The following is a 19684-nucleotide window of genomic DNA, read 5'->3' as shown; positions in this document are numbered from 1 at the left end:
TTAATTAGTTGGCACAATAGATGAAACAGAATCGCCTATTGCATATAAATATCTCTTAGTGTTGTTGCTTGTATCGTAAAACAGTATAAATCTAAGTTTATCGTCCAAGAGGGTTAAACCGTATTCAGAGTTATAGACATATAGGTTCTTATCTGACTTGTACTCTACAAAATCGTGATTTCTAATTAACCAATTACTTTGTCCACGCTTAAAGTAAAGTGTGTTCTTGTCGAAAAATAAATAACCATTATACTCTTCCTTCTTAATTGTTCTCCATTCTTCACCTTCACGTATTTGTTCTAAAATCATAGGAACAACATAGCCACCATCCAAAGGAGTAGTAACCTCAATTGTATAATTTTTTTGTTTAGCAGAAAGTGTACTTTGAATCAGTGGTATGTTTACAGAGGATTGAGGTATTTGAATTGTATAACCATTGTCCCTAGGCAGTGTGCCAACCGCTCCCGTGTATGGATTAGTATTACCTATAGTTGTAAAATTGTTATTTACAGTTTGGTCACGATTAGTTCGATAATGGTCTTGAACAATAGTACCGTTTGTGCGTGTGTAACCATTTACCCAGACATCTTGGGCAAAAGAATTTGAATAAATAAAGAAAACTGACAGTAAAAGAAAAGTAACTTTTTTCATAGAGTTTAGTTTATATCACTAAAACCCTAAGTGAAGTTGTTACAAAAAAGAGCGTGGGTTTGTAACCGTACCAAGAATCGGGGTTCTGGACAAACCTTGCACCATGATAAAGTTACGCCCACGCCATAGCATGAGCATAGTCTTATTATCGTGTGGTGCTTTTTGAAATTGTCCAGATTTCGATACCATGATAATAGCTAACGCTAATATTTTAATAGCTGTAAAAGTAATAAATTACAATAGATTTCAAACATTTGATGTTAGAAAATAAAAGCCGTAAATTTGAATAAAAGTTAGACGATTTTTACACTAAATGAATAATTTTCACTACCTTTAAACTAACCTAAACCACTAGTTATGTTCAATACTAATATCAAATCCGTTTTAGAACTTATCAAGACTTTCCCCAATGAACAAACTTGCATTGAGTACCTTGAACAAATAAGATGGGATGGGAAACCAGTAAGTCCTTTTGATGAAAATTCGAAAGTGTATAAATGTAAAGACAATAAATACAAGTGCAAAAACACAGGTAAATATTTTAATGTTCGCACAAATACAATGTTTGATAATACGAAGATGGAATTACAAAAATGGTTCTTAGCTATTTGGTTAGTAACTGCTCATAAGAAAGGAATTGCATCAACACAATTAGCAAGAGATATAGATATTACTCAAAAGTCGGCTTGGTTTATGTTGCAAAGAATTAGAGCCTGTTTTGGAATTGAAAACTATAATGAATTAGAAGGAACAGTCGAATGTGATGAGAGTTTCTATGGTGGAAAAAATATTAACAGGCACAAAGATAAAAAAGTAGAAAAGTGCCAAGGAAGAAGCTTTAAAGACAAAACACCAATATTGGGTATGTTACAGCGAGGTGGAAAACTAAACTGTTTTGTTGTTAGAGATACTACAAAGAAATCTATTCAACCACTAGTTAGAAAATATGTAAATTCGGGAACAAGACTTATATCAGATGAATGGCACGGATATAGAGGATTAAATAACATGTATGAACATAACATAGTAAATCACGCCAAAAAAGAATATGTAAATCTAAACGATTCTACATTACATTCTAACACAATAGAATCTTCTTGGAAAATAATGAAGAATTCTTTACGAGATATGTATAACTTTGTATCTAGAAAACATTTACAGTTATATGTTGATGAACATGTTTACAGATATAACATGAGAAAGTTACAAGACAGTGATAAATTCAATTGGTTAATATTGAATTCGGGAATAAGAACAAAATATAAAGATTTAATAAATGGATAAATTCACAAAAACAAAACTACTTAGAGAGGGAGTTGCAAATCAAGTAATTGATGGTGAAACTTATTTCGCAGTAGAAGACGTAAAAACAAGATATAAAGAAGTGAAGATTAATGTTGCAAATATTAAAACATTATCTAATACTAGATACATTAAAGTTGAGGATATAGAACCTTACACAGACTTTGATGGAAAGATAAAACAAGCACTCAATTTTAATCCTAGAAAGAAATAACATTTGATTATAGTGCACGTATATACTATAAGAAAATACGATGATATTAACAATGTTATTAACAATTGAATACATTATATTTATAGTATGGAAGTTTTAGAAGAAATATTAGAAAAAGATGATGTAAGATTTATAGCTGTTGAGGCTACTAATCCTGACAATATTATTGCAAGTGGTAACAACGCTAATGAGGTAATAAAAAAAGCTGAAATGTCTGGTATTGAATTTATATTTTCATATATACCTGATAAAAATCAAACTTTTATTTTTTGAATTCAATAGACTACCCATTTACTGAAATTGCTGGAAAAATTAGACCTTTTATACCTATAATGATACTTAACCCATTTAATGGGAAGCAGCATATTTTTAATGCTTTATTAGATAGCGGTGCTGATGCATGTGCATTTCCCAAATATGTTGTGGATAGCACAGGACATAATTTAAAAGCTGTCGATGTTATTAATTCTGTTTCAACTGGAATTGGAGGTGTACCAGTTACTACTTGGAAACATAGTTTTTTAATTGGGTTAGTCCATCCATCTGGAAAAGGCGTAATAAAATGGAGTTCTAAATTATTGATAGATTGCTTTGATCATGATAATGCACCACCTCTTTTAGGAACAAATGATTTTTTAAAAGATTTTAAAGTTATCTTAGATTATCCAAATAAAATAATCACTCTTATATGGAGCTAAACATACAATCCTACTAGTTATAGTAGGATTTTTTATTACAACATCTTTTCTAAAATCCGCGGAGAAAAGAATTAAACAGAAAAATCTTTCGCGGTGTAAACTAATATATAGTTACCTTTTTAATAATCCTTTTTGAAATATTTTTAATTTTTTCTGTTAACTCTCTTTTCTCTTCAATTTTGAATTCATTGACGATTTCAACAATAGTTATCGATAGTAATTTGCCCAACGCAGCTTTCGCTGCACTTTTTCCTGCGTTTTTTAATGCAATTTTACCAGTTGTTTTAATATTGTAATGAGTAGTTTTGGATTCTAACAGTTTCTCTTTTTTTTTCGTAGCTTTTTCAAAAGCTTTGTCCATTTTCTCTCCATTTATTTGCAAATATTCTTCATTGGACTTTGTGGGATCTTTTTTTGAAGGCTTGGAACGCCATTCAGGAGTATCTTTAATTTTTGTATTGTTTTTGGATATATTTATATCTCTTTCAGCTGCTCCAAAATTTTCTTCACTATGCAGAAATTTCTTTTTTTCTTCAATTGTAAAAAATTTATTTAGAACAGCATCGGTAGCAACTTCATTAACTGATACTATATGTTCCATGTCCCACTTCTCACTATAACCTAAATTTCTATCAGTATAGAGTGAAGCAATACCATCAGGATTTCTGTCGAATATTTTTTTTAGTGCCTCATTGAATTCTTTATCTGTATGTACGTTCCTGTTATATTTAATTTGTTCAGCATTATCCTTCATAGTTTTATACTCGCTATTTGGAACAAATTTTGTTTTGTATGTAGCAGATCTCTCAGTAATTGGCTTTCTTTTCCATTCCTCTTCTCTTTTGGCTTCTTTCTCAAAATCTAACCCCGTATTGTGAGCTCTATTTTCTAAAATATCAGACAAACCAAGAGATGTTGCAATTGATTCGATAGTTGTATTTTTAATTGAATCCAAAAGATCTCCATTCATTTTAACAAATTCAATTTCATCCATTTCCTTTTGGAGTTTTTGTATTTCTTCAATTAAATGAATATCTTGATTATTTAAATCTATTTCAATTTTTTCAAAATCCATTTTTTTTTATTTAAAATAACAAACAATTCAATTAATTAAGATAAAAGCACATTACGCAAATATAAGTTTTTTCAATAGGTATCTCAAAATATTTAATACGTCTACAACTCCTTCTTAATTCCTCCTTAACTTCCTGCGCACACCATTTAGATTCTACTACTTACAGTTGAGATATGGGAAGATCTAATAATGAGTTAATTTCAAATTTGAAATGTAAATTTCAGCATTTTTATTTAGGTAACTCTTAAAATTATTATGTATTTATACATAATAATTTTAAGAGTTACCTATTAGTGACCCTTCTTTTTTCTGACATAACATAACACTCAGTGTTTACTGGTGCTTACGATACAGGTGACGGAGCCTCTTTCTCCGCCAGTAAAAGTTTCAAAAGAAATTTTAAAAATCAAAAGCCTTTAAACAGTAATGTTTAAAGGCTTTTTTTGTTTTAGTAACCTTTCAAAAAGCACATATATTATTTCTGAATTATTGCAAGATTTTTCATTATATTTGAGTTAGGTATTATTTATTTTTTACAGGATGCTAAATTTTAGTTTTTTGAATAATATCTGATTTATATTTTACTTGAAATAATTGCGCCCAACGGGTTAATCATAATAATTTAAGAAAATGGATACTTCGAAATTTTTTGACTTAAAAGGAAAGACCGCTATAATTACTGGTGGAGCAAACGGAATTGGAAAAGCATGTTGTGAGATACTTGCGGCTTATGGAGCAAATGTGGTCGTTTCGGATTACAATCTCGAAGATGCAAAAAACACTTCAAAAGGAATAAATGATAATGGCGGAAAATCTATTGCAATATATTGTGATGTTACAAAAGATGAAGCTTTGGTAGATCTTGTTAGTCAAACAGTAAAAGAATTTGGAAGTATAGAAATTTTGGTTAATAATGTTGGGGGTGGTGGTGCAGGAAAAGAAAGTCCATATGATATTACTGTAGATCAATTTAAAAAGGTGTATGATATGAATGTATTTAGTATGTGGAGATTATGCCAATTAGTAGCGCCAGAAATGAAAAAGGCAGGTTACGGTAGCATTATTAATATGTCATCAATGGCTTCTATAAATACTAGTCCAGCTATTAGCGCTTATGCTTCTTCAAAAGCGGCAATTAATCATATGACTAGAAATCTAGCTTATGATTTTGGTCCTGATAATATTAGGCTTAATGCTATTGGGCCGGGAGCGACAAGAACACACGCATTGAGTACAGTTTTAACACCAGAAATAGAAAAGGCAATGCTTAAACATACTCCAATTGGTAGATTAGGAGAAGCGATTGATATTGCAGGAGCGGTACTCTATTTTGCATCACCAATATCAAGTTGGACAAGTGGGCAGGTTATTTTTATCAATGGTGGCGGTGAGCAAACATTGGATATGTAATTGTAATAAATAATTTCATCAAGTCTAGTTAGTATATTCCGTTTTTTGTTTTGTAAAAGCTTAGAGAAATTCAAAATTAATTAGATCGACAATATTGTAATGTAGATTAGGTAACAAAACATTTTATAGATATAATGAATTAATTATTAGATATGCTTAAATTTGTTTTGTCGGATAAATTATTTATATCATGCCATTAATTGAACAATCTCATTATGATTTCCCTTCTATTATGCATAGAAATAGGCATTTTTCTACTATTTATGCAGCTATGTTTAAGCGATTTCCTATACCAGATTACAAGAGAGAAAAACATGAATTAGTCGATGGAGATTTTATTAATATCGATTTTATTATAAATAGTCCCGATAAAGCTATTATTTTATGTCATGGGCTTGAGGGTGATTCACGCAGGACTTATAATAATAGTTGTGCTGATTATTTTCAGAAGAAAGGATTTTCAGTATTTGCTTGGAATAACCGAAGTTGTGGAGGAGAAATGAATCGCTTGCCCAGACTTTATCATCATGGTGCTATAGATGATTTAGATGCTGTGGTTCAATATGTTTTACAAAGAGGGTTTAGCGAAGTTTATTTAATTGGATTTTCAATGGGGGGCGTTCAGCTCTTAAATTATTTTGGATGGTCAAATATAGATAAGCGTATTAAGGCAGGAGTTTCTATTTCTGTACCAACACATATTGCAACAAGTGCCGCGGTTCTTAAGCAAGGTTTTAATAAATTGTATTTAAAGAATTTTACTATTGATATTGTAAAAAAACTTAAATACAAAGCAGTGCAGTTTCCTGATTTGATAAATAAAGATCAGATCGACAAAATTACTTCTTTTGACGAAGTTGATCATTACTTTACGGCTCCCTTGCATGGTTTTGCAAGTCGTGAGGAGTATTATCAACGTGTTTCTCCCGAATTTTCGTTACAAAACATTACGACACCAATTTTGATTATTAATGCTTTAGATGATCCTTTTTTGGGCGAAAGATGTTATCCTAAAACTATTGTACGAGATAGTAGTTATGTTTATCTTGAAACTCCAAAATATGGAGGACATTGTGCATTTCCTCTTCGTAATTCAGAGTATTCTTATGCAGAGAAAAGAGCTTACGAATTTTTTAATTCTAGTTTTGATTTTCAAAATCGTTTGTAACTGATTTTAGCTTTAATTACTTCTCTAGTTACTGCTTTGTTATTTTCTGGGCAGACTATTATTCTTTTTTAAGTATAGAAGCTTAGAATCGTAAAACATTCTTGTTGTTTAAAGTATATTTTATCAAAGTTTTAGAGAAGGAAAAAATCATTAACTGTTACTTGTAAATGATTATTTTACATCAAGACTGGTGTTTAAAAGGGTAAAATAATTTTCTTCAGCCGTTATGCCTTTTTTATTAAGATTGAAATTTATTTGAAATTTCTGAAATTTGTTTGTTTAGGATAGCTTTTGTAAAAGCTAAATTTGCCTTTGAGGAATCAGCAACTAGATAAATAAAATAACTATTATTCTGTGAGATTTTTAAAAACTGATACTGATTTGTCAATGTTATAGTGATATCATCTATACTTTGATCCGATTTTAGAAAATCATTAGCATTCAGCTGCGCTCTGATCATCTCTAATGCAAATTTGGAAGCACTTTCGATGTTAAAGTTCTTATTGTTTTTTTTTGAATAATAAATATTTCCACTTTTGATATCAATAACACTTAAAGCTACAAATCCTGGCATTTCCTTAGAAATGTTCTCTCCAAATAATTTTAAAAAATCTGACATCATAAAAATTTAAGGGGCAAATTTAATTTTTTTCTGAATCAAATACTACAAGAACTTCTTTTAATTCTTCTAAGTAATTATTAATTAATGTCTAAAAAAATAATAGTCAAAAAAAAGATAAAAAAGGAGATAGCTCTTGATGCTGATTTTTATCTCAAAATGAGCTAAAAACATTTTTATGGTGTGCTAAATACGTATAATTTATACGAAAATAAAAATTGTATTAATATATTAAGTTGTATTTATCTGATATTAGAATTGAAAAAAAAATGTACTAACGGATTATATATTAAATAATTAAAGAATTCGATTTGTTAATGTCTTACAATTTACCGTTTAAAAAAATCAAACCGAGTATTTTTTTCGTACTTTTGCAGCCCAAAAACACCAGTAATTGCGGTAGAAAATTGCATTTGAGATTAGCTTTAGTATTACTAATTATCTCCTTAAATTTTACACTAAAAATGTAAGATGTTTTTGTATCGTTAGAGCGTATAATAAAAACACAAGATTTAATAAATGTCCTCATACAAATAAAACTTAACCTATGAAAAATCTAAAATTATATTTTACACTATTTCTTTTAATTTTTATTACTCCAATACTTTTTTCACAAGTAAATATTTTTGCTGGAATTGAAATTGGAAGTAAAGGAATAAAAATGTCCGTTATTGATGTTCATAATATCAAAAAAGGAAATATTGACGTCAAATCATATTGGACAGAAAATGTTGCTATAGCAAAAGGTATTTCCATTGATGGAAATATGACTGAAGAAAATATAGATAAAGCTGTTACAATCATTAGTAATAATTATAATAAATTCAAGAATGAGATGAAAGTCTCTGATGATAATATTTTTATAGTAGGTTCTTCTGGTGTTGCTATGGCGCAAAATACACAACTTCTTATTGATAAAGTAAAAGCAGCTACAGGAAAAGAAGTTGAGTTCATAGAAGCTCATATGGAAGGGAAAATGCTTTTAAAAGGGTGTATTCCTCCAGTTGATTATAAAAACTCAATAATCTTAGATATTGGTGGAGGAAATACTAAAGGAGGTTATGTAGATGTAGTTAACAATGATACTTTTGTTTTCTTTCCGTTAAGCTTAAACTATGGAAGTGTAACTCTTACGGAAACCATAATGAAAAAAACGAATAGTGATGATTTAGGAGAATATAATTCACGCTCATTTACTTTTTTACCTGTACTAAGAGAACAAGTAAATGCGATGTACAAATCAAAACCTCAGGCTTTAAATAAAGAAAAAATTTATATGTCTGGTGGGGCTGTTTGGGCTTTTTATACGTTATATAAAGGGGTGACTAAAGAGGCGTTTAATCAGTTTAAGTTAGAAGATGTTATTAACTACGATGCGATCTTGAAAAATAATTTCAAAAAATTTGAAGATCTGGCAAAAACAGATGAAGAAATCGCAAAAGTATTAAAAACATATTCGCAAAAATATTTGATTTCTGGTAGTAACATCTTATTGGTTTGTTTAGAAGCGGTACCTGAGGTTGACAAGAAAAAGCTATATTTTGCAAAAGAAGGACAAATTGCATGGTTGGTATCATACATTACAGATCGTTCTAAAAAAGTAAAGAAAATTTATTAAAAACAACCCTGCACACAACTATATTATATTCGACTAATTTTATTTAGCAACGTATTATTCGTCAAAACCTAATTACACAAAATAATAAATTTAAATTTTATGGATAAAAAATGTCCAACCCCAATTGATCAAGCCGTTGAATGGGATACTACTCAAACTATTGTGAGTAAAGCCGATTTATATGGAAATATAGAATATGTAAATGAGACTTTTTCGGAAGTTTCAGGATATGATGAATCTGAATTGGTTGGTCAGGCACATAATATTATCCGCCACCCTGATATGCCAAAAGTGATTTTTAAAGTCTTATGGGATAATATATCAAAAGGGAAAAAATTTCATGGTATCGTTAAAAACTTAGCCAAATCAGGAAAGTATTACTGGGTAATTACAGATTTTGATTATATAGTAAGTGATGATGCAAAAATTTTAAAGTATATCGCTCGTCGTAAAGCTATTTCTCCTGGAGTAATAGAAAAAGTGGAAGACTTATATAAAAAATTATCCAAAATTGAGCAAGTAAGCGGAGTAGATGGAAGTGAAAAATACTTAATTGGTTATCTTGAAGATCATAATCTTGATTATGTAGAATTGATTACAAAATTAATGATGGATGATTTGAATGAACAAGTTGAGACAGAATCTTCTACTGAAGAAATAGAAGAAACTAAAAAAAGTTTTTTCAGTAGGTTTTTTGGTAACTAATACTTTTTTCAGTACTCAAAAGAATGTCTCCTAATTAAATATTTTCGAAAATGCTTAACCGTTATTTAGGGAATTTTAAAAATTTCCCAAGAGAAATATGGATTCTCGCCCTGATTACTTTAGTAAATAGAATAGGAGCCGTAGTTGTTCCTTTTTTGTCTAAATACTTTAAAGACGAATTAAATCTGAGCTATTCACAAATAGGTTGGGTTATGGTTTGTTTTGGTATTGGATCTTTATTTGGGACTTTTTTTAGCGGGAAATTATCTGATATTTTTGGAGCTTACAAGATTATGGTTTTTAGCTTGTTCTCCAGTGGTGTTATTCTTATTTCATTGCAATTTGTGAAAACTTTTGAGCTGTTATGCTTTTCTATTTTCCTTCTAACTGCAGTTGCTGATATGTATAGACCAGCAATGATGGTTAGTCTTAATGATTATGTGAGTAGTGATTCAAGAGTTCGAGCTTTATCATTATTGAGGATGGCAACGAATGTTGGTCTTGTTGTGGGGCCAGTTTTGGGAGGATTGTTAATTATAAATTCGGAATATAATACCTTATTTATTGTAGATGGTTTGACATCTATTATTTCTGTATGTCTTTTTGTAGTTTTTGTTAAAGAGAAAAAATTACTATATAAGCTTGAAATGAATGCAGTAGGTCAGGATAAATTTGCACCTCTAAAAGATTTTCCATTTGTAATGAATTGGATTATTGCTTTAATAACAGGATACCTGTATTTTCAGGTTTTTTCAATTGTACCTATTTATCATAAAGAAGCATATCATTTGTCTGAATTTGATAGCGGAATGTTTTTAGGTTTTAGTGGAGTTGTATTTATCTTATTTGAACTGGCTTTGGTCAACTTTGTTCAAAAGAATAAAATTACTGACTTGGTTGCTATCATGATAGGATTGGTATTAATTGGAGCTTCATATCTTTTATTGTTTTTAGTTCATCAACCATGGGTATTTTGGATTTTTATGCTTTTAATGTCTTTTGGTAACATGCTAACTTTTGCTTTTGCAAGTAGTTTTGTTATGAACAGAAGCCATAAAAATTTAGAAGGAATATTTATGTCGACTTTTCAAATGAGTTATGGTTTTGCTCATGTATTTAGTTCTAAAACAGGACTAACGATTGTTCAAAATTTCGATTATAATACAAACTGGGTATTTAATTATTCACTTGCATTTGTTACTGCTTTTTGTACTTATTTAATATTTTTAGTAGTTAAAAAAGAACAAAAAAAGGTAAAGGAAGACATTGTGGTTTCTTTCTTTAAGAAGTAAATGTTTTAATATATAAAACGAATTATAGAGTTTAATTATCGAATTAACTCACCAAAAAAAGTCCTGAACTAATTCAGGGCTTTTTTTGTGGTATTTTAGTAACTGTATTTCAAGTTGTTTCTTGATAAGTTTAAACTTTTTATTCGTGTATAGAATGGATATGATGCTTTTTTGTTCAGAATTTGCTTTGTTTTTAGGTGGTTGTTTGGTTTCGGAAACTAAATATCACGGTTGAGGTTGAAAAAATGATTATTCAGTCATTTTAGAAAGAATTTAAGCCGTTAATTAAGGAACTTTACTTTTATAATTGTTTTAATTGATATACTTATGATCTCACCATTTACTATTATTGCAGCTACAAATTTTTCTGATATAGCAAATAACGCTGTTGCTTATGCCGCGGGACTTGCAAAAGCTACAAATGCCAAGCTTGTTTTGTTTAATTCTTTTTCTTTGGGGTTACACAGCTCTAATGCTCATATTACAGCCGAAGCAATGCAAAAGCAAATAGAGAAAGCTACTGAAAAACTAGAAAATTTTGGAAAAGAAATTTCAAAGCTTTATGCTATTGAAGTAAGTTGTTTCTGTAAGTATTCTTTTTTAGAAGATCAGCTTTCATCGATAATTGAAGATACTAAAGCTGAGCTAGTAGTTATGGGGATGGCAGAACGCTCTTTTGAACAGGAATTATTAGGTAATTCGACAACAGCAGTAATAAAAAATTTAAATATACCTGTATTAGCAGTTCCTAGAAATGCTCATTTTCAGAAGATACAGAAAATACTCTATGCTTGTGATACTTTAAGTTTCTCTTCGATAGAAAGATTTAGTTGGTTAAAAGATATTGTAGGTAACCTTGGTGCCGAGCTAGAGTTTTTTAGTGTAGATGAAAAAATAGATAGTCTTAAGCAACAGCAGGGAGAACAATTATTGAATTCGTCACTTGAAGAAGCGTTTAAAGAAGTTAAATACATTTATAAAACAGTTAAGTCTAATGCTGTAATTGATGAGATTAAGAAAGAAATCAAGAATTATAATGCAGATGTTTTAGTAATGGTACCACAAAGGTATGGTTTTTGGGATTCTTTGGTACATAAAAGTAAAACCAGAATTATGGCTGCAGGTTTAGATATACCATTATTGTCTTTTCCAAATCTCTGATACTGTTTTTATTTTATATAATGAGGTAAAGCTTGGTTAGCAGATTTCTTATATAAAAAACAAAAGAATAAAATAATATAATCTATTACAAATGAATGCAACAATTACGGCTATAGGTGGCTTTGTACCGACTTCTATACTTAGTAATGAAACAATATCTGAAACAGTTGACACAACTGTAGAATGGATTGAAAAAAGAACCGGAATAAAAGAACGTAGATTAGCTACTAGCAAAGACCAAGCAACCTCAGACCTTGCTTGTGCTGCAATTGAAAATTTATTACAAAACTATGATGTTGATCGAAAAGAAATAGACTGTGTATTGTTGGCAACAACAACTCCAGACCATCTTTTGACTCCAACAGCAAGTAAAGTATGTGAAATAAGCAGATTAACCAATGCGTTTGGGCTTGATCTTAATGCAGCCTGTAGTGGTTTTCTGTATGCCCTTGAAATGGCTACGACTATGATTGAAAGTGGTCGATATGAAAAAATTATTGTAGTTGGAGCTGATAAAATGAGCTCAATTGTAGATTATGAAGATCGCAATACCTGTATTCTTTTTGGTGACGGAGCAGGAGCAGTGCTACTAGAAAAAACAGAATTAGGATACGGAATGATGAAAAGTATTTTGCGTACTGATGGTAGCGGTACATCATCATTATTAGTACCTGCTGGCGGATCTAAGTTTCCTGCTACGATGAATACTATAGTGAATCGAGATCATTATATTAAGCAAGAAGGTGCATTTGTATTTAAAAAAGCTGTTGAATCTATGAGCAGTGTTTCGCAAGATGTTCTTGCGAGTAATGATTTAAGTGTAGAAGACATTGACTGGGTTGTGCCACATCAGGCTAATTTAAGAATCATCAACGCAGTAAGCGAAAGTTTAAATATTGAAATAGAAAAAGTTAAAGTAAATATTGAACGATATGGTAATACAACATCAGCAACAATTCCGTTATGTCTTTGGGATTTTGCGGCTGATTTTTCAGTAGGTCAAAACATACTAATTACCACTTTTGGAGCTGGTTTTTCGTGGGGTGCAACCTGTATAAAATGGGGAGTTATGCGAAAACGTGTACCTGAAAAATCTTCAAAAAATGATTCAAAATCAGAATATGCCTTAGTGCATTAATAGAGAAAATCAACTACTATAATAATTTTCTTAATTCAACAACTGTTCTTATATTAGCTTATGAATCAAAATGCACAAAACAAAAAGAAGGGAAAGAATTTTTTCTATAAATACTATAGGATTATTGTAATACCAGTCGTTTTTCTTGTGTATTTATCGTCTTATTTTGTTTTAAATCCTTTTAGAAATTTTGATGAAGGTTCTTTTTTGGATTTAGATTGGACTCATGATGTGTTCTTAATTTTAGTGTATTGTGCTATTCTGACCGAAATAAGTCTTTTTGTAGGACGTACTCTAAATCACTGGATTAGTTGGGAACAAAACCCTATTTTTAGAGCCTTCGCACAATTTTTGTTTCTTATTATAGGTAACATTTTTTTAAATTATTTGTTCTCTTTTTTGTGGCAATTTTTTTATCCTGAGATACCGCTAAAAGAAAGTGAACTTCTTATTATATGGCAATCTTATTTGATGGCAGCTATATTGTCACTTTTTATAAGTTTTATCCATACCAGTATTTTTTTACTGAATCGATGGCGAGTAACTTCTGAGGAAGCTGCAGAGCTTAAAATTAGAGCTTCTCAGCTTCAGGAAGCTGTAACCCGATCTGAATTAGAATCTTTAAAATTACAGCTTGACCCTCATTTTACTTTTAATAATTTTAGTACTCTTACCGAATTAATTCATGAGGATCCATTATCAGCAGCATCGTTTTTAGAAAATATCACAAAGGTTTATCGTTATATGATCTCTAATCTAAATAAGGATACTATTACGGTAAGAGAAGAGATTGAATTTTTAAATGCTTATTTTTATCTTTTAAAGAAACGTCTAGGCGAGAAGGTGGAGTTAAAGCTACAAGTAAATGCGACGACTCTAGACCTTCATTTGCCACCTTTAACATTGCAATTACTAGTTGAAAACGCTGTGAAACATAATGTTGCGACTTTATCTAATCCGCTTATAATTTCTATTTATTCAGATGTTGGTGATGTTGTTGTAAGAAATAATTTGCAGCCTACATCTGGTAAAAGCTTTGTTTCTACAGGAGTTGGGAATAAAAATATTGAGTTTAGATATAAAATATTATCTGATCGTATGCCTGTTTTTTCGGAGTCTAATGGCTTTTATTGTGTTCGTTTGCCCTTAATATAATAGTATGAAAATTTTAATTGTAGAAGATGAAATTATCAATGCCAATCGTCTTAAAAGGCTATTGGAGGAATTGGAACCTGACTGTGAAATTCTAGACATTATAGATACAGTTCAAGGTACAATAACATGGTTAAATACTAATGTTATGCCCGATTTAATTACGATGGATATTCGTCTGGCAGATGGTATAAGTTTCTCTATTTTTGAAGAGGTGAAAATTACTTGCCCCATTATATTTACTACTGCTTATGATGAATATGCAGTGAGGGCTTTTAAGGTTAATAGTATTGATTATTTGATGAAACCGATTGAAAAAACGGAGCTTCAAGATGCTTTAACTAAATTTAAGTCTTTAGCTAGAGCTAAAAATAACAATGAAGATATTACAGGGATTCTAAAAAGATTTATCAATAAACCTTCTTTTAGATTACGCTTTTTAGTCACTTATCGTGATGGATATAAAAGTGTAGATGTTACTGATATTGATTTTATATACTCAGAATTTAAAACGTCACATCTTTTTCTTAAAAATGGTACCATTATAGCAATTCCCCAAACAATGGAAGAGCTTGAAGAAGAGCTTGATCCAGATATTTTTTTTAGAGCCAACAGGCAATTTTTTATACGAGTTGAAAGTATAAAATCTATTTCGAATTACTTTAATGCTAAGCTTAAAATACAACTTTACGGGGATTCTGAGCGTGAGGTGATTATAAGCCGAGAAAAAGCACCTTTTTTTAAACAGTGGATGGATCGCTAATAGACTAAAATAAATCATTTTAGAAGACATCCTTTGCTCGCTTTTATAGTTACAAATTCTTTTTGTTGCTAAAATTATTTGGTGTTTATACAATGGTTATAAAGCCGATAATCTAAATTCACACAATCGATCTTCGTGTGATCTACCGTTATATCTGGATGATTCTTATAGCAGTAAGAGCAACTATTATACCTATCTAGATAAGTTGGTTCGAGCATACACAACCAAAAGTTCAATTAAAAATTTTCATCACACAATTCTAGAGATCATTTTTCCCTTTGGTGATCTACCGTATTCGTTTCAGTATTGAAAAATTACGGTTGGGTAATCTTCCAATAATTAAAGAGGGATTTGGATTGTTATTTTGCATCAAATTCGATGTATTCATTAAAATGAAATAAAATGACAAAACAGTTTTTCCAAAATAATAAAACACTCAGCAAAATGGTAGTTTTATTGATTATCATTAGCTTTTCTTCATGTGGAAAAGCTGGAGCAGAAGCTTTAGGAGCTCCAAAGCCAGAAGTAGATTTTTTTCAGGCTAAATCTATGACAGGTGAAGTTGAAAAAAAATACCCAGGAATTATCGAAGGTTCAGTTAATGTTGATCTAAGACCTCAGGTGTCAGGATATCTTGAAGCAATTTATGTAAAAGAAGGAGATTACGTAACCAAGGGACAATCACTTTTTAAAATTAAATCAGATGTTTTTGTAGAGCAGGTTAATAATACTCGTGCAGCATATAAGAGTGCATTGGCAAATCTGGCAAATGCTAAATTAGAAATTGAGAAGATTAAGCCTCTTGTTGATGCAAAAGTATATTCGGATATGCAATTAAAAACGGCACAAGCTAATTACGAAGCAGCCGTTGCACAGGCAGCTCAAGCAAAAGCAGCTTTAGGATCTTCGCAGCTTAATGCAGATTTTTCTTTGATTAAAGCACCAGTAAGTGGTTATATCAGCCGTATCCCCAATCGTGTTGGTAATTTGGTAACACCAACTGATGCTGTTCCGCTCACTGTCCTTTCTGAGATTAATACAGTATTTGTGTATTTCTCATTGAGTGAATCGGATTATCTCTCTTTTTCAAAAGAATCAGAATTAAACCAATCTGTAAGTTTGATTTTGGCAGATGATAGTGTATATGAGCATCAGGGTAAATTAGAAGTTGCCAGTGGTAATATTGATCGTACTACGGGAACTATTGCATTAAAAGCTGTTTTTCCAAATCCTAAAAAACGATTACGTTCAGGAGGTTCTGCAAGAGTGATATTGAATAGTAGTTTGTCTTCAGTAATTACCGTTCCAATGGCTAGTGTAAAAGATATACAAGATAAATTTTTTGTTTATGTTTTAAAAGAAGGCAATAAAGTAGCAATGGTTCCTATTGAAATTGCAGCTAATACCGGAACAAACTATTTTGTGAAAGCTGGAGTAAAATCAGGTGATAAGATTGCATTAAATAATATCGATGCACTTTATGATGGTATGGAAGTAGTTCCAAAAGTAACTACAAAAGCGTTGAGCAATAAATAATTTTGACTTTAATATAAATAACATTTTCTATGTTAAAAAAAATAATAGATAAGCCTGTATTGGCTACGGTTATCTCCATTGTATTGGTGATATTGGGTATCATAGGTCTTACAAGATTATCTGTAACTAGGTTTCCAGATATTGCGCCACCAACTGTAATGGTAAGTGGTGTTTATCCAGGAGGAAATAGTGAAACAGTTATTCGTTCAGTAGTAACTCCACTTGAAGAGCAAATAAATGGAGTTGAGAATATGCAGTATATAAAATCTACTGCCAGTAATGATGGAACTTTTTCTATCAGTGTAATTTTTAAACAAGGTGTAGATCCCGATCAGGCTGCGGTAAATGTGCAAAATAGAGTACAGCAAGCCACTCCAAAATTGCCTCAAGAAGTTATCAGAATGGGGCTTACGACTTCTAAGCAGCAAAATAGTATGATTGTTATTTTCAATCTTTATACAGAAGATAATAGCAAATACGATGAGTTGTTTTTACAAAATTATGCTAATATCAACCTTGTTCCTCAAATTAAGCGTGTTCCAGGTGTAGGTCAGGTACAGATTTTTGGACAAAAAGATTACTCGATGCGCGTTTGGCTTGATCCACGAAAAATGGCGAATGCTGGATTAGTACCGTCTGATGTAAGTCAGGCAATTGCAGATCAAAGTTTAGAATCGGCTCCAGGAAAATTAGGAGAAGAATCAAAGTCGGCTTTAGAGTATGTTATTAGATACAAGGGGAAGAAAATAAGCCTGAGCAGTATGAAAATATTGTAGTTAAAACAGATGGTAATAATATTTTAAGACTTAGAGATGTAGCTAGAGTAGAATTTGGTTCTATTTCTTATAGTGGAGACAATAAGTCTAGTGGGAAAAATGCCGTTACAATGGCAATATTACAGACATCAGGTTCTAATGCAAACGACATCGAAATCGGGATTAATAAAGAAGTAGAACGTTTATCCAAATCTTTTCCTCCAAGCATTAAATATGTTAATGTAATGAGTACTAAAGAAAGACTCGATGAGGCAATAGGACAAGTAAAATCGACATTGCTAGAAGCCTTTATTCTGGTTTTTATAGTAGTTTTTATATTTCTTCAGGACATTCGCTCGACAATTATTCCAGCAATTGCAGTTCCAGTTGCTATTGTAGGAACATTTTTCTTCTTACTGGTCTTTGGATTTACGATTAATATTCTAACACTTTTTGCCTTGGTACTAGCCATTGGTATTGTAGTGGATGATGCCATTGTAGTGGTCGAAGCCGTGCATAGTAAGATGGAAGGAGATTCAGAACTTTCGGCTAAAGAAGCGACTCATAGTGCCATGGCAGAGATTACAGGAGCAGTTGTATCGATAACATTAGTAATGTCGGCAGTATTTATTCCGATTGGTTTCATGACTGGATCATCAGGGATTTTTTATAAGCAGTTTGCTTATACACTTGCGATTGCAATTATCATATCGGCAGTAAATGCACTAACACTAACGCCTGCATTGTGTGCACTTTTGTTAAAGAACAATCATAATGGAGATCATGCAAATGATTCTCATAAATCGGGATTCAAAGAGCGTTTTTTCGTTGGATTCAATACAGGATTTAATAATTTGACGGGTAAATACATTAAGGGAGTTCGTTTCCTTATTGGCAGAAAATGGCTTGCAGGAGGGTTAGTTGTTGGAATAACTGCTATTACAGTTGTAATGATGATGTCTACTCCAAAAAGTTTTGTACCAATGGAAGATGATGGGTTCATGCTTTATAGTTTATCGATGCCACCAGGAACAGCATTGGATCGTACTACAGCAGTAGTTGAAAAGATTGAAAAAGAACTTTCGACAGTAGAAGCAATAGATAATAATACCAGCATCACAGGTTTTAATATCCTTAGTAATAGTGCGAGTCCAGCGTACGGATTAGGATTTATAAAATTAAAACCTAAAAAAGAAAGGGGAGCAGTTCAAGATATTGATGAAATCCTTAATATGGTTAGTGCTAAATTATCAGTTATAAAAGAAGGTTCTATTATGGTCCTCAGAATGCCTCCTGTAGAAGGATTTGGTGTTACAAGTGGTGCAGAAATTGTACTTCAGGATAGAACAGCCCGTGATCCAGCTACATTAAAAGCGATGACTGATAAAGTGATTGGGCAAATTATGCAACAACCAGGAGTTCAATATGCTTATACGACATTTAGAGCAGATTATCCGCAGTTTGAACTTGAAGTAGATGAAGAGAAAGCCAGCCAAATGGGGGTTAGCATACGTGAGCTTTTAAATAATATCCAAACTTATTTTGCAGGAGATCAGTCGGCAGATTTTACAAGATTTGGAAAATTTTACAGAGTCAATGTTAAAGCTGATGGGATTTTCAGAACTGATCAGGAGGCTTTTAATGAAATATTTGTAAGGAATGCAAAAATGGAAATGGTTCCTGTAAAATCTCTTGTTAAGCTTCATAAGGTTTATGGACCAGAATCGGTAAACCGCTATAATCTTTACAATTCGGTTAATATTACTGCAGTAGCATTACCAGGATTTAGTAATGGAGAAATTATGGGTAATCTAGAAACAGTTTTGGATAAACTTCCGTCGGATTATAGTTATGAGTGGACGGGGCTAAGTCTTGAAGAGAAAGAAGGAGGTAATCAAACCATCGCCATATTTAGTTTATGTCTTTTATTTGTTTTCTTTTTATTGGCAGCACAGTACGAAAGTTATTTATTGCCTCTCGCAGTATTGCTTTCTATCCCAACAGGTATATTGGGAGCTTTTGCGGGAGTTAAAGCAGTAGGTCTTGATAATAATATTTATGTTCAGGTTGGTTTAATTATGCTGGTCGGGCTTTTGGCTAAAAATGCCATTCTTATTGTAGAATTTGCCCTTCAAAGACGTTATGCAGGCTTATCTATTGTAGAAGCTGCTATCGAGGGAGCCAGATCAAGATTAAGACCTATTATCATGACATCATTAGCTTTTATTGCGGGTATGATACCATTAATGTTTGCCACAGGAGGAACAGCAGTAGGAAATAGATCAATAAGTGTAAGTGCTGCTATCGGGATGTTTAGCGGTGTTGTATTGGGAGTTTTTGTAATTCCGTTACTTTTTATACTATTTCAATATCTACAAGAAAAAGTATCAAGTAAGAAGATTGTAAGTAAAACTATAAAAGAATAAT

Annotated in this window: 17 protein-coding genes and 1 pseudogene; 15 read left to right on the top strand and 3 right to left on the bottom strand. The window is 31.4% G+C overall.

Translation table 11 applies throughout. From position 1 onward, the window contains the following. A complete protein-coding gene (locus EAG11_RS21945; RefSeq protein WP_207209596.1) occupies positions 1-651 on the bottom strand; it encodes a hypothetical protein in 651 nt (216 codons plus the stop codon). Between the two features lie 357 nt (positions 652-1008). Between EAG11_RS21945 and EAG11_RS11725 the strand changes: the two genes are divergently transcribed. The 4 genes from EAG11_RS11725 (at position 1009) to EAG11_RS11710 (ending at position 2865) form a co-directional block, all read left to right on the top strand. Continuing rightward, complete coding sequence (locus tag EAG11_RS11725; protein ID WP_129539342.1) at positions 1009-1935, top strand: IS1595 family transposase; 927 nt, start codon at positions 1009-1011, stop codon at positions 1933-1935. After that, entirely contained in the window at positions 1928-2167 is a 240-nt protein-coding gene (locus tag EAG11_RS11720; RefSeq protein WP_129539341.1) for a hypothetical protein, read from the top strand. The genes EAG11_RS11725 and EAG11_RS11720 overlap by 8 nt, the downstream gene beginning before the upstream one ends. Positions 2168-2254: 87 nt before the next feature. Continuing rightward, the gene (locus tag EAG11_RS11715; protein ID WP_129539340.1) at positions 2255-2440 is read left to right on the top strand and encodes a hypothetical protein; all 186 of its coding nucleotides are present in this window, start codon (positions 2255-2257) and stop codon (positions 2438-2440) included. Then, positions 2437-2865: a hypothetical protein gene (locus tag EAG11_RS11710; RefSeq protein WP_129539339.1), complete on the top strand. Its 429-nt coding sequence runs from the start codon at positions 2437-2439 to the stop codon at positions 2863-2865. The genes EAG11_RS11715 and EAG11_RS11710 overlap by 4 nt, the downstream gene beginning before the upstream one ends. 100 nt (positions 2866-2965) lie before the next feature. Here the strand turns inward: EAG11_RS11710 and EAG11_RS11705 are convergent, their stop codons facing one another. After that, positions 2966-3940, bottom strand: coding sequence for a hypothetical protein (locus tag EAG11_RS11705; RefSeq protein WP_129539338.1), 975 nt, complete (start codon positions 3938-3940; stop codon positions 2966-2968). A gap of 630 nt (positions 3941-4570) precedes the next feature. On the opposite strand from EAG11_RS11705, the gene EAG11_RS11700 reads away from it, so the two are divergent. Together EAG11_RS11700 and EAG11_RS11695 are read left to right on the top strand one after the other, a co-directional pair. Then, positions 4571-5350, top strand: coding sequence for a glucose 1-dehydrogenase (locus EAG11_RS11700; protein ID WP_129539337.1), 780 nt, complete (start codon positions 4571-4573; stop codon positions 5348-5350). A 190-nt stretch (positions 5351-5540) separates the two neighbouring features. Continuing rightward, the gene (locus tag EAG11_RS11695; RefSeq protein ID WP_129539336.1) at positions 5541-6518 is read left to right on the top strand and encodes a YheT family hydrolase; all 978 of its coding nucleotides are present in this window, start codon (positions 5541-5543) and stop codon (positions 6516-6518) included. Positions 6519-6756: 238 nt separating this feature from the next. Here the strand turns inward: EAG11_RS11695 and EAG11_RS11690 are convergent, their stop codons facing one another. Continuing rightward, the gene (locus tag EAG11_RS11690; protein WP_347349695.1) at positions 6757-7140 is read right to left on the bottom strand and encodes a hypothetical protein; all 384 of its coding nucleotides are present in this window, start codon (positions 7138-7140) and stop codon (positions 6757-6759) included. Between the two features lie 544 nt (positions 7141-7684). On the opposite strand from EAG11_RS11690, the gene EAG11_RS11685 reads away from it, so the two are divergent. The 9 genes and pseudogenes from EAG11_RS11685 (at position 7685) to EAG11_RS11645 (ending at position 19683) form a co-directional block, all read left to right on the top strand. Next, positions 7685-8755, top strand: coding sequence for an exopolyphosphatase (locus EAG11_RS11685; RefSeq protein WP_129539335.1), 1071 nt, complete (start codon positions 7685-7687; stop codon positions 8753-8755). A 99-nt stretch (positions 8756-8854) separates the two neighbouring features. Next, complete coding sequence (locus EAG11_RS11680; RefSeq protein WP_129539334.1) at positions 8855-9460, top strand: PAS domain-containing protein; 606 nt, start codon at positions 8855-8857, stop codon at positions 9458-9460. Positions 9461-9510: 50 nt separating this feature from the next. After that, on the top strand, positions 9511-10752 hold the full coding sequence (locus EAG11_RS11675; RefSeq protein ID WP_129539333.1) for an MFS transporter: 1242 nt from the start codon (positions 9511-9513) through the stop codon (positions 10750-10752). A 327-nt stretch (positions 10753-11079) separates the two neighbouring features. Then, positions 11080-11913, top strand: a complete 834-nt coding sequence (locus EAG11_RS11670; protein ID WP_129539332.1) for a universal stress protein — start codon at positions 11080-11082, stop codon at positions 11911-11913. Between the two features lie 91 nt (positions 11914-12004). After that, a complete protein-coding gene (locus EAG11_RS11665; RefSeq protein ID WP_129539331.1) occupies positions 12005-13051 on the top strand; it encodes a 3-oxoacyl-ACP synthase III family protein in 1047 nt (348 codons plus the stop codon). Between the two features lie 60 nt (positions 13052-13111). Next, positions 13112-14206, top strand: a complete 1095-nt coding sequence (locus tag EAG11_RS11660) for a sensor histidine kinase (protein ID WP_129539330.1) — start codon at positions 13112-13114, stop codon at positions 14204-14206. A gap of 4 nt (positions 14207-14210) precedes the next feature. Next, on the top strand, positions 14211-14966 hold the full coding sequence (locus EAG11_RS11655; protein ID WP_129539329.1) for a LytTR family DNA-binding domain-containing protein: 756 nt from the start codon (positions 14211-14213) through the stop codon (positions 14964-14966). Positions 14967-15368: 402 nt separating this feature from the next. After that, the gene (locus EAG11_RS11650; protein ID WP_129539328.1) at positions 15369-16502 is read left to right on the top strand and encodes an efflux RND transporter periplasmic adaptor subunit; all 1134 of its coding nucleotides are present in this window, start codon (positions 15369-15371) and stop codon (positions 16500-16502) included. Positions 16503-16531: 29 nt separating this feature from the next. Further along, positions 16532-19683: pseudogene (locus EAG11_RS11645) on the top strand (efflux RND transporter permease subunit). The last annotated feature ends 1 nt before the right edge of the window (position 19684 follow it).

Source organism: Flavobacterium sp. 140616W15, assembly GCF_003668995.1.
Taxonomy (GTDB): Bacteria; Bacteroidota; Bacteroidia; order Flavobacteriales; family Flavobacteriaceae; genus Flavobacterium.
Note: the sequence above shows the minus strand (reverse complement) of the source record. Positions and strands in the feature narration are given on the sequence as shown.

Coding starts and splice junctions, on each gene's coding strand:
- EAG11_RS11650 (WP_129539328.1), top strand. CDS start 15,369: ATGACAAAACAGTTTTTCCAAAATAATAAAACACTCAGCAAAATGGTA.
- EAG11_RS11700 (WP_129539337.1), top strand. CDS start 4,571: ATGGATACTTCGAAATTTTTTGACTTAAAAGGAAAGACCGCTATAATT.
- EAG11_RS11680 (WP_129539334.1), top strand. CDS start 8,855: ATGGATAAAAAATGTCCAACCCCAATTGATCAAGCCGTTGAATGGGAT.
- EAG11_RS11675 (WP_129539333.1), top strand. CDS start 9,511: ATGCTTAACCGTTATTTAGGGAATTTTAAAAATTTCCCAAGAGAAATA.
- EAG11_RS11665 (WP_129539331.1), top strand. CDS start 12,005: ATGAATGCAACAATTACGGCTATAGGTGGCTTTGTACCGACTTCTATA.
- EAG11_RS11720 (WP_129539341.1), top strand. CDS start 1,928: ATGGATAAATTCACAAAAACAAAACTACTTAGAGAGGGAGTTGCAAAT.
- EAG11_RS11655 (WP_129539329.1), top strand. CDS start 14,211: ATGAAAATTTTAATTGTAGAAGATGAAATTATCAATGCCAATCGTCTT.
- EAG11_RS11705 (WP_129539338.1), bottom strand. CDS start 3,940: ATGGATTTTGAAAAAATTGAAATAGATTTAAATAATCAAGATATTCAT.
- EAG11_RS11725 (WP_129539342.1), top strand. CDS start 1,009: ATGTTCAATACTAATATCAAATCCGTTTTAGAACTTATCAAGACTTTC.
- EAG11_RS11690 (WP_347349695.1), bottom strand. CDS start 7,140: ATGATGTCAGATTTTTTAAAATTATTTGGAGAGAACATTTCTAAGGAA.
- EAG11_RS11715 (WP_129539340.1), top strand. CDS start 2,255: ATGGAAGTTTTAGAAGAAATATTAGAAAAAGATGATGTAAGATTTATA.
- EAG11_RS11670 (WP_129539332.1), top strand. CDS start 11,080: ATGATCTCACCATTTACTATTATTGCAGCTACAAATTTTTCTGATATA.
- EAG11_RS11660 (WP_129539330.1), top strand. CDS start 13,112: ATGAATCAAAATGCACAAAACAAAAAGAAGGGAAAGAATTTTTTCTAT.
- EAG11_RS11695 (WP_129539336.1), top strand. CDS start 5,541: ATGCCATTAATTGAACAATCTCATTATGATTTCCCTTCTATTATGCAT.
- EAG11_RS11685 (WP_129539335.1), top strand. CDS start 7,685: ATGAAAAATCTAAAATTATATTTTACACTATTTCTTTTAATTTTTATT.
- EAG11_RS21945 (WP_207209596.1), bottom strand. CDS start 651: ATGAAAAAAGTTACTTTTCTTTTACTGTCAGTTTTCTTTATTTATTCA.